Source organism: Sellimonas catena (assembly GCF_027924685.1).
Lineage (GTDB): Bacteria > Bacillota > Clostridia > Lachnospirales > Lachnospiraceae > Sellimonas > Sellimonas catena.
The window spans coordinates 30,640-44,278 of the sequence record NZ_BSBO01000011.1 but is presented as its reverse complement, the minus strand read 5'-3'; the positions used below and the strand labels follow the sequence as shown (position 1 = coordinate 44,278).

The window sequence follows — 13,639 nt, the reverse complement described above, 5'->3', positions numbered from 1 at the left end:
TTCTTATTACCCATCTATCTCCTGCAGATGCTTTTTGATTTCAATCATCTTGTCACGCAGCTCTGCCGCAGTCTCGAAATCCAGATCGGCTGCTGCCTTTTTCATCTGCTTGTTCAAGTCTTTTACAAGTTTTTCCAGTTCTTCCCTGCTCATGGATTCCGGATCTTTCTCCAGCATCTTTTCCTGTTTTGCCACCTTCTTGGAAATGCTGATCAGATCGCGGACTGCCTTTTGAATCGTCTTCGGCGTGATGCCGTGTTCCTCATTATACTGCATCTGAATCTCCCGGCGCCGTCTCGTCTCGTCAATGGCAGCTTTCATCGAATCTGTCACGGTATCCGCATACATGATGACATGGCCTTCCGCATTTCGTGCGGCACGTCCGATCGTCTGGATCAGTGAAGTCTCCGAACGCAGAAATCCTTCCTTGTCCGCATCCAGAATCGCCACCAGTGTAATCTCCGGTATATCGAGACCTTCTCTCAACAGGTTGATTCCCACAAGCACGTCAAATACATCCAGACGCATATCCCGGATAATCTCTGTCCGTTCCAGTGTATCAATGTCAGAATGAAGATACCGTACCCGGATTCCCAATTCCCGCATATAATCCGTCAGATCTTCTGCCATCCGCTTGGTCAGTGTTGTGATCAGAATCTTGTTTTTCTTGGCCACTTCTTTGTTGACTTCACCGATAAGGTCGTCAATCTGGCCCTCCACAGGACGCACTTCCACTTCCGGATCCAGAAGTCCCGTCGGGCGGATCACCTGCTCTGCCCGCAGAAGCTCATGCTCTTCCTCGTAGGTGCCCGGCGTCGCTGACACAAACATCACCTGGCTGATCTTGCTTTCAAATTCTTCAAAGTTAAGCGGACGGTTGTCCTTTGCTGACGGCAGACGGAATCCATAATCCACAAGCGTCGTCTTTCTGGACTGGTCTCCATGATACATTCCGCCAATCTGCGGAATCGTCTTGTGAGACTCGTCGATAATCATCAGGAAATCATCCGGGAAATAATCCAGAAGAGTATGCGGCGGTTCGCCCTCTTTCAGACCTGTCAGATGTCTGGAATAGTTCTCAATACCGGAGCAGAATCCCGTCTCCCGCAGCATCTCAATGTCAAAATTTGTCCGCTCCGAGATCCGCTGCGCCTCTAAAAGCTTGTCTTCACTTTTGAAAAAGCGGATCTGCTGTTCCAGCTCCTCCTCAATCTGCCCGAGCGCCCGGTCCATGTTTTCCTTTGATACCACGTAGTGGGACGCCGGGAAAATCGCGATGTGATTCAGCTCATTTTTAATCTCTCCGGTCAGAGAATCCACTTCTGTGATCCGGTCGATCTCATCGCCAAAAAACTCTATCCGGATAATATTTTCTCCCGATCCCGCCGGAAATACTTCCAGCACATCGCCGTGTACCCGGAAAGTTCCCCGCTTAAAGTCAATATCATTTCTGTCATACTGAATATCAATCAGTTTCCCGATCACTTCATCCCGGTCCTTAATCATGCCCGGCCGCAGGGAAATCACCATGTTCTGATAATCGATAGGGCTGCCAAGTCCATAGATACAGGAAACACTCGCTACAATAATAACGTCCTTTCTCTCAGACAACGCCGCAGTGGCCGAATGCCGCAGCTTGTCGATCTCATCATTGATCGCTGAATCCTTGGCAATGTAGGTGTCTGAGGACGGAACGTATGCCTCCGGCTGGTAGTAATCGTAATAGGAGACAAAGTACTCTACGGCGTTATGAGGAAAGAATTCCTTGAATTCACCGTAGAGCTGCGCGGCAAGTGTCTTATTGTGGGCGATAATAATCGTTGGTTTATTTAACTGCTGGATGACGTTTGCCATCGTAAATGTTTTTCCGGAACCGGTGACACCAAGAAGGGTCTCACACTGGTTTCCCTCCTTGAAACCTTGAACCAGCTGCTCGATCGCCTGAGGCTGGTCACCGGTTGGCTTGTATTCTGATACTAATTCAAAATGGTCCATAGCAAAACCTCTCCTTTGTGACTTTTGATATGTTCTATATCAGCCACCCTCAAAAAATTCATTCGTAACAAAAATGTCAAAATAATAGCCTTATAGGACTCCATTACAACTTTTTGGAAGAAAAGAAAAGGGACAAACGTTCAATTTTCCTTCATGCTGTTTCGATTGTTAATAAATCATAAGGTCTTTATCTATTCTTAGATTTATCTTTAATAATAGTCTCCAACTATTCCATTTATAAAAACTCATACTTTTCTCCCATCGCTACCTCAAAATTTACAATTCATACCTTGCAATCTGCTTATTAACAATCCAATAATAATTTGTTTACCTTTTTATTAAGTTCTTCTTCAATTTCGCCCAATCTTTTTTCGTCTCCGACCATCAAATGGGCATTTTTAGCCAACTCAGCAATTTCATTATGCAATAAATTTTCATCACAATATTTTGGTATGTTTATTCTTTCTAATATATGTCCTGATATAAACCACGCAACATAAGCATTTACAAATTCAGAAACAATATCTGAGTTTAAAATACCCGTCAAATAATATGCTTCTGTTTCATTTTCTAACGGAACCATTACCAGGTTATGATCTGGTACGAGCATACGCTCATTTTCATTGGAAATAGTTACTGCAGCAACACCTTTTGCCAATGCTTTCCAAATAACCTTATAGGGAGAAAATGTATATTTACCAATATTATACAGAGAATACTCCGGAGCATGTTTATTCTGTTTTAAAATTAATTTCTTATATGTAGCCCTTTCCTTCAAAATCGGAAGGAAACCATGATTCTCCATGAAAAAATAATCATATACATTCGGGCATGTTATTATCAATTCATCTTTTTCAATAACTTTTCCATCATTAGTGTAAGGCAATATTATTGAATATTCTGAGTTATATTTCCATTTTTTCACATCTTTCCCTCTTAACAATGGATAAATATAATCATTCTCTAATGGAAAGTTAGAAACATAAGTGATTCTTTTTCGACTATTTTCTGGTGAATTGTCAACAAGTACTAAATTAGATTTTATCTTTTTCTTCTCTTTTACCCAAAAAATTGCATTGGCACTTGTATCTACACCCTTTCTAGCACGATAAAAGGGATTTGCTTCTTTACTTATTATTCTATCAAAAATCCTTTTTTGTTCCTTTGTTGCGATCATCCATGGCGAATTATATTCATTAATTGGTGTAGCATATAACTCCTTACATTTTATTAGTTTTTTTAACACTTTTTCTTTATTCTCATTGGAATCAATCACTTTTTTATTGCATTTATACCACTTTTTATACACAATAGGATATCTATTTTCTTCATTCTTCTGCAGAATAATGGTTGCTGTCTTATTGCTTACTTCTAAATCTTTAAATGGTTCGATTTCTACAAAATCATTTACGGATTTAACGCTTACTGGAATTTTTTCTTTTATGGTAAATTTTCTAAAACCATCGCCGCCACCAGATGATTGTAATAAATTTTGATTTATTACAAAAGCTAATTTTCCTCCATCTTTCAAAAAGTTATCCATTATAACATATGTCATAAGCACTGATATATCATCGTGAGCACTACCCAATTGTGCTTTTAGACCTTTATGATCAAAAACACAGTAATCATACCAATATTTCTGTATTGAATCTCGATAGTTTTCAGGAAGATTCTGCCAATCTATCCATGGAGGATTTCCAATTATATAATCGACTTTCCTTTGGAATACTGGTGCAAATGCATTTTTAATAACATTAGCCCAAATGCCATCTATTTTTTTTTCATTCAGTTCTTCCATTTTTATATAAAAATCTCTAAGTATTTGATACTCTTTTGGCGACAAACTTTGAATTAACTCTGGTAATTGTTTCATTAATTGTTTTTCAAAAACATTCAAACTACTATTTCTATGAATCAAATCATTCACAATGTCAAGCACATTATTTATCTCTTTCATATCAACAAGTTTTTTAGGAAGAATAAATGTTTCTGCTTTAGTTGGAATAATGTAGCAATCTTTATTTTCTTCGTATCCTTCTAAAACAGTTAACATAGCATCGCATAAATATATAGGAATTTCTATTGGCTCCTCACATTCTGACAGAACGTCTCCCAATGCAATTATATAATTAGCACGTGCACATATGACAGCCAAAGGATTCAAATCATATCCACAAACACTATTGGTAATTATTTTTAAAAGTTTTTCTGAAGTTATACTCGAACTATAACAATTAATTATCTTTTTTATAAGCATTACTAGAAACGTACCGGAACCACATGTTGGATCCAAAAATAAAGTATCTTCTTTTATCTGCGGATGTAAATCTTCAATTAAAAACTCAGCTAACCAATCTGGAGTATAAAATTCGCCCAACGCTCTTCGCATTGCAGCTGGTAACAATTCGTAGTATAAATTTTTCAATAAATCTTTTGCAATATCGCGTTCTAAAACAATTATTGAGTAATCATACTTTTCGAATGTTTCTATTAAGTTCTGTAAGAGTTCTCCTATTTCATCATCCCACAAATATAAGTACCAGCTGAAAAAATCTCCTTCCAAAAAATTTGAAATACCGAGTCTCCGAAATACGCCTCCCTCTTCAATATCTTTAAAATCATTTCTTAACTTTTCAAAATTTTCTGTATGAAAATGAAACTTTTCGATCAAAGCATTATCCTTTAAATACGTTAAAATATTCAAAGACAAAACTTTGATCAGTAACGAAAAATATGTCTGAATAGCAAAAATCAAATGAGGGTAATTTATTATTTCAGTTTGCAATGAATATAGTTCTTTTAATCCTTTTATTTTCAGATCTCTTGTTTCAAAACTATATCCACATACTTCGCGATAAAGCATCTGCCACTGCTCAAATAGTATTTTAGTTTTATTTATCTTTTGATTGCTTTCTAATTTATTATAGAATGTAGATATAATTCGTTTTGATTGTATACTAGAGGGTCCAAAATCCTTTATTAAATTTTCTACCACTAAAGCCTTTCCACTAGAATTTACTGACAACAGTCTCATCAGAAACAATTCATGTGAATTAACACTCATTTCTTGTGGTGTACTGATGTTCCAACTATCCCCCTGTTTCTTAACATATATAACATAATATCCATCAAAAACTACCCCCATTACTTTATTAACAGGAATACTTGTTTTCTGATAAAATCCTTCAATCTGTCTTTGAACTTGTTTTACAAATTCCATATTACTTGTTGTATTTGAGGCCGAAATCCTTGTTGGGTATTTGTACTCAATAATAAAATTACCATATAAAGAATCTATTCTCCCTTTAAATACTGTAAATTCATTTTCGATATTTATATTTTCTTTAATTTTCAATTGTTTAAATAAGTTGTCTAATATAATTGCATAATTCTGCCGAAAATTTTCTTCTTTATTTTCATTTCCGCTTCTTGCTTCTACTAATTTTTCAAATAATTCTTCTTTGTGATTATGAATATAGAATCTAATCTCTGAGTTAATCATTTGGAAATCCCCTTTTAAATTTCTTTTTTGAATAATTTAGCATATTTGTTCATCTTGCGGTTTAATTTTATACTCGTTAATTACATACTTATCAAATATTGCATCATACAAGAAACCCAATTACTCTACAGAAAGCCATACTATATCATTTACAAAAATATCCTCATGTTTTGTCAAACCTTCATCTGTAGTATACATTAATAAATTCGATTCTTGCATCCAATCTTGCCTCTTTGTCTATCTTGTATTTTTTTCAATTTCATCACGAATTTTCTGCCAAAAGTCACAAAATCATTTTGTCCGCTTGGTATCATCCAGCTCGTTTCGTCCTGTTCTATCCACAAAATCCGGACGAAACAGCACGAAAAATCACTAAATATACCTCATTTTCCGGCCCCGACACACTAAGAGACAAAGTACTCTACGGCGTTATGAGGAAAGAATTCCTTGAATTCACCGTAGAGCTGCGCGGCAAGTGTCTTATTGTGGGCGATAATAATCGTCGGTTTATTTAACTGCTGGATGACGTTTGCCATCGTAAATGTTTTTCCGGAACCGGTGACACCAAGAAAGGTCTCACACTGGTTTCCCTCCTTGAAACCTTGAACCAGCTGCTCGATCGCCTGAGGCTGGTCGCCGGTTGGCTTGTATTCTGATACTAATTCAAAATGATCCATAATTTATCCTTGCTCCTCTACCTGACGGATTTTCTTCTCATAATTCCCTTGTTTGATATCTTTCCGAACATCCATCAAAATTTTTCCCAACAGATTTTGTCCTTTCCATCTATCTACGCAAAACCTGTCCTTATCTTTCATAGATAGCCCAATCCCCCATATCCTATCCTTTACCGCACATTCTGCAATTACCTCTTCTCCTGTTCTTTCCAACCTTTTCCTAAGTTCAGGATTTTGGCGAAACTTCTCAAAGACTCCTTTGTAAACAATCTCTTCTCTCGATTGTCCCCAGACTGTATCATCAAAATTTTGCACTGTTCTTCCCAAAGCCTTGATCTCCGCCACGTTATCCGTCTGTAATATTTTTTCCGCTGTCTCCTGATCATGAAACAGAATTGCCTTTTCGTACATCATATACTGTTCCATTGACGAGAATGTAATATCATCAATAATAAATTCAGACAAATACCAGTTACTCAAATATCCATTCTCCTCGTCCGGATTGTGAAAACATATCACCGCTTATTCCTCCCGCAATCATTTATACCTATTTTTGTGTCCCAAGTCCACACTGTTCTCCTACCTTACAGACAGCCACCTGCAAATCAAGATCATGAAGTCCTGGATACCATTCAAACATAAATTCAACTGGAAGCAATTTGACGACTTCTTTACTTGACATCTTATATAACCATTGAAACAATGCATAAAACTGACCAATCCAGTTCGGCGCAAATCCCTTGGCCACTTTTCCTTGTTTCGGTTGATATTTATCATTTTCCAGAAAATAATTGAATAAAGATTCAGCATCCATAGTTGAAACATACGCCTGCCCTTCATCTATCAGTGCTCTTGTACGGCTTTTCATATAAGCTTCTATGAAATCTGCCACGTCTATACCAGGGCAATGCTCTTCTGCATACTCAAATAATTTTCCTTGATTTTCAATCACTTCTTCCAAATAGGCTTCGCTGAATACATCCATTTTTCTACCTCTTATATCAATTTACTAAACACATTTTCAATCTTGTTCAAACATTTCGAATAACTGACTCTTATTAGAATCCATTTAAATAGAATCCCTCTCTGCCATTGCATCCATTGCCTTTTCGCACATTATAACAAATCTTTCCGCAAAAGTATATAGGACAAGTCCCAAAATCAGAACAAACATTCGATCGTGTGCTCCATATCCATTCTTTCTCCCTTTTCTTCTCTATCAGAAAACCCCACCGAAATCGATGGGATTTTAACTTTTTGTTTCCTGTATATATATTTTTTTACCTGTAACTGTGCTTTTCATTTTCGGAAAATATCGTTGCAGTGTCTGGTCAGGGAAGCATTGATCCAGCACATATTCCACAATATTTTCCTCTACATTCCGGCTCTGTCGTTCATGCATTCTGAGCAGCGCCGCCCCGGTGAGAACCTGAGAACAGACCATGAACACCAGAAATACTCTCATTGCGGTGTTCGGCCCTGTCAGAACCGGAGTTTCCAGTTTTCTCCTGATCAGAGGATAAATCTTCCACACCCAGGCAACGCCGATTCCTCCCCACACCAGGCAGAACGGGAGGTTGATGTACTTCCCGATATGAAGCGGCATTGCGGAATAATCCCAGAAGGTCACTTCCAGAAGGTGCTCTCCCAGATAGCCGCACAGAAATTCAAACAGTGCGCCTAGAACAGTACATTTCACAAACAGATATAGCTTACTGTTTTCCTGATCTTTTGCAGTAAATAAATGCAGAAGTACTCCTCCGAATCCCCATATGCAGCTGATTGGGAAAAACAGGTTGCTGGTTCTGCTCGTAAATTCATGAAAATCAATCCAGCACCATATGGATTCAATCAGAAATCCTCCGACACCGCAGATAACATAAATCCAGAACAGCCTGTAAAAGGTTCCCGCCCATTCTTCTTTTTGTATCTTTTCGTTTTTCAGACTTATGATATGTTCCATAGCTTATTTTTTCTTTTGAATGTTCTGTTCTCCTTTCTCAGAAATCTGCTTTTATCCTACCCTTCGTTTGTTTACAGAACGTTCCTGTTTTGTTTCAGAAATATGAAAAAGAATTCCACAGAGCCGTAACTGCCCCGCAGGATTCTTCTGATTTTTGCTTCGGTATTGCAAACGCCTGTCTGTCAATCGATCTATTCGCCTGCCGTCATATCGTTTTCTCCTTTCGGAAACGTAAGAATAATCTTCAGTCCGCCATCGTTTTCGGCTTTTGCAGATCCGCCATGCTGTTTCATAATATAATCTGCCACCTAGAGTCCTACTCCGCTTCCTTTTTTCTGTCTGGACTCATCGCACCGGTAAAACCGCTCGAAAATCCGTCCGAGTTTTTCCTCCGGCACGCCGTTTCCGTTGTCTTTCCACTCCAGCTTGATCTCTGATTCTGTCTCAGCTACCGTAATATCAATTTCCACCGGCTCTACCATGGCATACTTCATGCTGTTTTCCAGAAGATTATCCAGTATTCTCCTTACCTGTTCAATATCAAACCGGACTTCCGCTATCAGCTCTTCTTTTTTATGGAAATGAAATTTCAATTTCCGAGGATCAGCAGTCACTTCTTTTTGCGCCACATAAGACGCCGCATATTCCGCCAGATCTGCTTTTATCATATGGAACGGCATCTGTCCGCTTTCCATACGTGAAAAGTCAAAGAGTTTCCGGAGCAGCTGATTCATTTCTTCTGTAGATTCGTACGCCGTTTCCAGATACCGTTTCCTCTTTTCTTCCGTATCCGCCACGCCGTCGAGCACTCCTTTGATGTATCCCCGAATGGAAGTCAGCGGGGTCCTCAGATCATGTGAAATTCCTGTAATCATGTCTGTTCTCGCTTTTTCTGTCTTTTCCCGCTGCCTTTGGTCTTCCAGAATTGTGTGCTGCATCTCATTGAACGTCTCGCAAACATGTTCAAACTCCGCTTCTCCCCGATACCTGATGTTCTCTTTTAAATTTCCACTTTTGATCCGTTCCGCTCCTTCTACCAGCTGTTCCAGCGGCTCCATGACAACCCGGTTCATTCTGCGTGTAAAGAAGGATGCCAGAAGAAGCAGAACCGCAATTGCAGCAATGCCGGCCAGGAAGACCACGCCCAGGAACATATAAAAAGCACTGTTCAGGGACAACGCTTTTCCTCCCCAATCCGCGGAATGAACCGCGGCAATATAAATCTCCTCATTCGCAAAATATTTTCCTACAATCGTTGCGTTCAGAAATGTAAAGACTTCTGTCTGTCCATCATGGTATTCTTCCGATTGAAAAAACTCAGCCAGATCTTCCATATGCTCGTCATCAGCTCCGCCCACGACACGACCATTCCGAAAAAGTGCTGTCCGGTATTTCAGATTTTCTGCCTCTTTTATAAACTCCTGTGTTTTTGCCGGATCTGTCTCTTCGATCAGCTGTGCCACCTTCCATGCATTGGAATCCACCTGGTTCTGGCTTATGGAATGAAGCTGCCTTTCAAGGGAATCCTCAAACAAAACCAGCACTCCCAAAATAATCAGTATGAAAGAAATCAAAGCTGTAAACAGTATCATCATATTGGAACGAAACACTCTCTTTTTTAATGACATGGTTTTTCCTCTTTTCCTTTTTTCTGATCTTAATCATAACGCAGACGTCTGCTTTTTCCAGATGTCTCTGCAAGCCTCTTCTGTCTGGTTTTCTTTCCTAAAGCGTACCACGGACGGCTAAAAATTCTTCTATCATTTCTTAAACAATTTCTAAACAGTAAAAGCCGGATGGCATTCAACTGTTGAAAACCATCCGGCTCAAAAACTTCCGTCTTTCTCTTATCCTCTTTTTCCCGGTATTCTGCTCTCACACGGCACTTTTGTCTGGCATTTTCCGCATCCGTACCGGGGTGCATACTTTTTCTTTGTCTCTTCCAGAAACTGGTCGCACGGCAGATGTTCTTTTCCGTTTTCCAGCGAAATCGCTCCCGCCGGGCATCGTCTGATACATGCGCCGCAACGGGTACAGTACTCATAAATGTCTGTATATTCCCGTTTTCTCGGTTCAAATCTTTCACTGACAATCAGACTTCCGAGTCTCCCCGCAATTCCCTTTTCTGTAATCAGCCCTTTGGACAGGCCAAAGGTTCCGAGTCCGCACACAAAGGCAACATGACGTTCCGACCAGTTGCTTGTATAAGAGGCACCCTGCCATTTTTCTCCCCGTTCTGGATCTGGTTTTGTCACACTTTCAAACCTTGGGTCTGATGCCGGAATCACACTTATGATCCCCTCTTCCTTGAGAATTCTCTGGATCTCATCACAGACTGCAATGACAAACCGCTGTCCTTCAATCCTGGCGTGCAGCCACTGGGCAGACGGCTCCGCCGCATCAGTCCAGTTACTTTTTTTGACCTCATCCGTAAACGGAATAAAGAAACTGATGACACTTTTGGCGTCCGGGAGCCATGCATCCGGCAGGAGAAACTGTTCTCCCACCGCCTCTTTCTTTTTCAGTTCCTCAAACATCGGATCATTTGCATCCCCATATCCCCAGATAGGAGGGTCGTACATGCGAAGTCCTGCATATTCAGGCGCAATTGCTTCCTCCTCAGACACGTAATTCAGTCTGTTCTCCATGACAAACTGTTCAATCTGCTTTTCCAGCATTATTTTCTCCATCTTTTCCGCCCCTTTCTTCCACACCCGGCAATTAGAGATACAATTCACATTCCTTTCTGACAGAGCATACTTCTTTTAGCTTTTCACTGACCATGGCCACGGCGTCCGGGTGCAGTGCCCGTGCGCCATGCGGGCATACTGCCGTACATCCCATACATGAAATACATGTTTCCTCCTGAATGTCAGCCGGATCCTCGGGATCAATTGCATGAACCGGACATTTTGCCGCACAGAGTCCACACTTCACACAGGTGTCTGATGGCTGCGGGAGCATTCCTCCGCCTCCGGCTTCCCGGTACGGGCGGTTCCCCGGAATCGTTTCCGTTAAAGCCCGTTCTCCTCTCTGAATCTTCTGCCAGATCTGTTCTCCGAAAGCATGCAGATTCTCCGTATCCGTTTCATCCGGGCGTCCGGCCGCATATTGATGTGCGATCGAATGTTCCGCAATCGCAGCCACAGCCGCAGTCACCTGAAAGCCGCAGTCCTTTGCCAGATCTTCCATTTCTGCCAGTGTATCATCGTAAGCACGGTTGCCGTAAACACAGAGCAGAATACACGCTGCTCCATTTCCCTTGATTCTGGAAAACCGTTCTGCGGCTGCCGACGGAACACGGCCCCCGAAAGATGGCACAGCAAATACCACCACATCCTCTTCTGTAAACCTCTCTTCAGAAAAGTCAGCCCCGTACGTCATCAGATCCATCGTTTCCGTTTCTGTTCCCCAAGTCTCCGTCAGTTTTTCTGCTGCCTTTCTCGTTCCGCCTGTCGGGCTGAACAGTATGTTTACAATTCGCATCCTTTTTTTCTCCTTTAATCCTTTAGTTCTTCCTTGCTCTGCTTTCAAAATAAATAAACCGGTCAATGGAATCGAGAATATCCTTGAAATCCTCCCTTGGCGCCAGGTCAATATATTGCTTCAAAAGCTCGGTTTCCTGCTTTTTGTATCTTCCATAGAAGATATCAAACAGGTTGTGGCCCCGGAGATGAATCCGGATCTCCTCCATATGGGCCTTCACATCCTCTGTTGTCTCCAGATCTTTCCCAAGTACCTCCAGAAGCTTTCTCCCACTTCGGATTTTATGCAGATACTCCTTCCATTTTTCCAGAAAAATCTCATAAAACGCTTCTTCGGACGGTACGACTCCAAGCTGAGCCATAATCTTCGGGTTCAAAAAATAATTTTCAAACGAATAATACTTCAAAATCAGTACATTTTTCTCCGTCACCCGCGGAAGTTTATCCACGTCTTCCAGATTTCGCTCTTCATAGTACCGGCAGAGCTGCCGTTTCAGTTCCCCCGGATCTTTCCCGTCCCCATCCCGGATCATCAGAAAATTATCCCTGAGATAGATCTGGTTCATGTATTTCAGGTTCGCATAGGTTTTGATGTTCGTGCAGCTGTTGGTCGTAATAATAGCAATCCTGGAAAGTGTCCCGTCCTCTTCATAGGTTTCGTCATAATACTTCCGGATCAGAAGCGGCAGCCTGTTTTTATCCTGCTTCCCTTCCACGATGAAAACAAAATTTACATTCATAAGATCATTGGCGGAATATCCGAGATCATCCAGCACTTCACTGATATCCGTCTTTTCCCGGACTTCGGAGGAGCCGTCCTTTCCGGTCAGCACCTGGCGGATCTGTCTGCTGTTAAAGTTTGCCAAGAGATTAGGCGCATGGGTGGAAAAGATCACCTGACTCTTTCTGGAAAGCCGGTAAAGGATATCTCCTGTCACCTTCTGCAGCTTTGGATGAAGGAAAATCTCCGGATCTTCCACGAGGATCAGGTCTGTCCCCGCTACTTTTGTCTCCTCACAGGTCTCCAGAAGGGAAAGCATGTAAATACTCCGCATGCCCTTTCCCATGCTGTCGATACTTCGGATGCCATTCTGATCATCCCTGCTGATTTCCGTTGTAACCGAAAGCATCTTCTCCATATCCCGGTTCATCGAATAACGGATTGTCTCTTTCCCTCCGTTTTTACGGAAATTTGCATTGACACGCTGGGAAAAGCTGTCCAGATTCAGATGATACAGCTTGTATTCCAACAGTTTTGCGGCCTCAAACGCATTCAGTTCGGCCGTCGTCTTTTTATGAATCAGTCCGATACAGGAAAAACAGTGATTACACATTTTGGCCATATCAAACATACAGCTTCCGGATCTCATTCTTTTTACCAGATCATCCTCCTGCATCATCCAGAGATCTTCCTCAAAATTTTCCAGATCCCTTTGCGCGTCAATATAATATATTTTCGGAAAGAGCATCGGAATATGGCGGTTGTTTTTTGTGAAACCATCACCGTAGCGCACCTTCCCGTCTTTGTTCACTGTACATTCAAATGTCATCTCTCCGTCATGAAATGACGGAATCTTTCTGCAGAAGTCCCGGTACCAGGATTCGTACCGTCTGTAGGAACTGACAATCCCGCACTGATGCAGTCTTTTTAAGTCTTCCTCTTCTACCGACAATGTCAGCATGATTTCAATATTGGGAAAATCTTCCCTGAAATCTTCCGGCTGAACCTGATAGATTCCTCCCGCGGTCCGGAGCGCATCCAGAATGGCCGTCTTTCCCGTACTGTTCTGTCCGACCAGGATCAATGCCTGCTCAATATCCGGGATATGAATCTCCCGGATCGACTTAAAATTTCGGATACGGATATCCTTGATACGCATGGAAACACCTTCTTTCCTTCCTTTTAGAATTATTGTAACAGGATCGCTCTCATGCTTCCAGTCATAATCCATTTTCCGTGCAAAAAACCGGACAGATTGGAAAGTTTTTCTTCCCTTTCTGTCCGGCTTTTATT

At 41.1% G+C, this 13,639-nt stretch carries 9 protein-coding genes and 1 pseudogene; all 10 read right to left on the bottom strand.

What is annotated here, in order from left to right:
- Positions 1-6: 6 nt before the first annotated feature.
- Positions 7-1,995, bottom strand: coding sequence for an excinuclease ABC subunit UvrB (uvrB, locus tag Selli1_RS06655; RefSeq protein WP_087168367.1), 1,989 nt, complete (start codon positions 1,993-1,995; stop codon positions 7-9).
- A 304-nt stretch (positions 1,996-2,299) separates the two neighbouring features.
- Positions 2,300-5,500 carry an N-6 DNA methylase gene (locus Selli1_RS06650; protein ID WP_138372381.1) on the bottom strand — a complete coding sequence of 1,067 codons (3,201 nt, stop codon included), beginning with the start codon at positions 5,498-5,500 and terminating at the stop codon, positions 2,300-2,302.
- A 407-nt stretch (positions 5,501-5,907) separates the two neighbouring features.
- A pseudogene (locus Selli1_RS06645) lies at positions 5,908-6,177 on the bottom strand (DEAD/DEAH box helicase family protein); the annotation flags it as partial.
- Between the two features lie 3 nt (positions 6,178-6,180).
- The gene (locus Selli1_RS06640; protein ID WP_138372380.1) at positions 6,181-6,696 is read right to left on the bottom strand and encodes a riboflavin biosynthesis intermediates N-glycosidase; all 516 of its coding nucleotides are present in this window, start codon (positions 6,694-6,696) and stop codon (positions 6,181-6,183) included.
- Between the two features lie 28 nt (positions 6,697-6,724).
- A complete protein-coding gene (locus Selli1_RS06635; protein ID WP_138372379.1) occupies positions 6,725-7,162 on the bottom strand; it encodes a hypothetical protein in 438 nt (145 codons plus the stop codon).
- A gap of 264 nt (positions 7,163-7,426) precedes the next feature.
- Positions 7,427-8,140, bottom strand: a complete 714-nt coding sequence (locus Selli1_RS06630; RefSeq protein WP_138372378.1) for a putative ABC transporter permease — start codon at positions 8,138-8,140, stop codon at positions 7,427-7,429.
- A 308-nt stretch (positions 8,141-8,448) separates the two neighbouring features.
- Positions 8,449-9,768, bottom strand: a complete 1,320-nt coding sequence (locus tag Selli1_RS06625) for a sensor histidine kinase (protein WP_138372377.1) — start codon at positions 9,766-9,768, stop codon at positions 8,449-8,451.
- 219 nt (positions 9,769-9,987) lie between these two features.
- Complete coding sequence (locus Selli1_RS06620; protein WP_191427144.1) at positions 9,988-10,830, bottom strand: 4Fe-4S binding protein; 843 nt, start codon at positions 10,828-10,830, stop codon at positions 9,988-9,990.
- Positions 10,831-10,861: 31 nt separating this feature from the next.
- A complete protein-coding gene (locus Selli1_RS06615) occupies positions 10,862-11,626 on the bottom strand; it encodes a 4Fe-4S binding protein (protein ID WP_191437119.1) in 765 nt (254 codons plus the stop codon).
- A gap of 22 nt (positions 11,627-11,648) precedes the next feature.
- The gene (locus Selli1_RS06610; RefSeq protein ID WP_191437118.1) at positions 11,649-13,505 is read right to left on the bottom strand and encodes an ATP-dependent nuclease; all 1,857 of its coding nucleotides are present in this window, start codon (positions 13,503-13,505) and stop codon (positions 11,649-11,651) included.
- Between the last annotated feature and the right edge of the window lie 134 nt (positions 13,506-13,639).

Bases quoted from the DNA above. Each gene is read 5' to 3' on its own strand.
- uvrB (WP_087168367.1), bottom strand. From the start codon at position 1,995: ATGGACCATTTTGAATTAGTATCAGAATACAAGCCAACCGGTGACCAG.
- Selli1_RS06650 (WP_138372381.1), bottom strand. From the start codon at position 5,500: ATGATTAACTCAGAGATTAGATTCTATATTCATAATCACAAAGAAGAA.
- Selli1_RS06635 (WP_138372379.1), bottom strand. From the start codon at position 7,162: ATGGATGTATTCAGCGAAGCCTATTTGGAAGAAGTGATTGAAAATCAA.
- Selli1_RS06630 (WP_138372378.1), bottom strand. From the start codon at position 8,140: ATGGAACATATCATAAGTCTGAAAAACGAAAAGATACAAAAAGAAGAA.
- Selli1_RS06625 (WP_138372377.1), bottom strand. From the start codon at position 9,768: ATGTCATTAAAAAAGAGAGTGTTTCGTTCCAATATGATGATACTGTTT.
- Selli1_RS06620 (WP_191427144.1), bottom strand. From the start codon at position 10,830: ATGGAGAAAATAATGCTGGAAAAGCAGATTGAACAGTTTGTCATGGAG.
- Selli1_RS06615 (WP_191437119.1), bottom strand. From the start codon at position 11,626: ATGCGAATTGTAAACATACTGTTCAGCCCGACAGGCGGAACGAGAAAG.
- Selli1_RS06610 (WP_191437118.1), bottom strand. From the start codon at position 13,505: ATGCGTATCAAGGATATCCGTATCCGAAATTTTAAGTCGATCCGGGAG.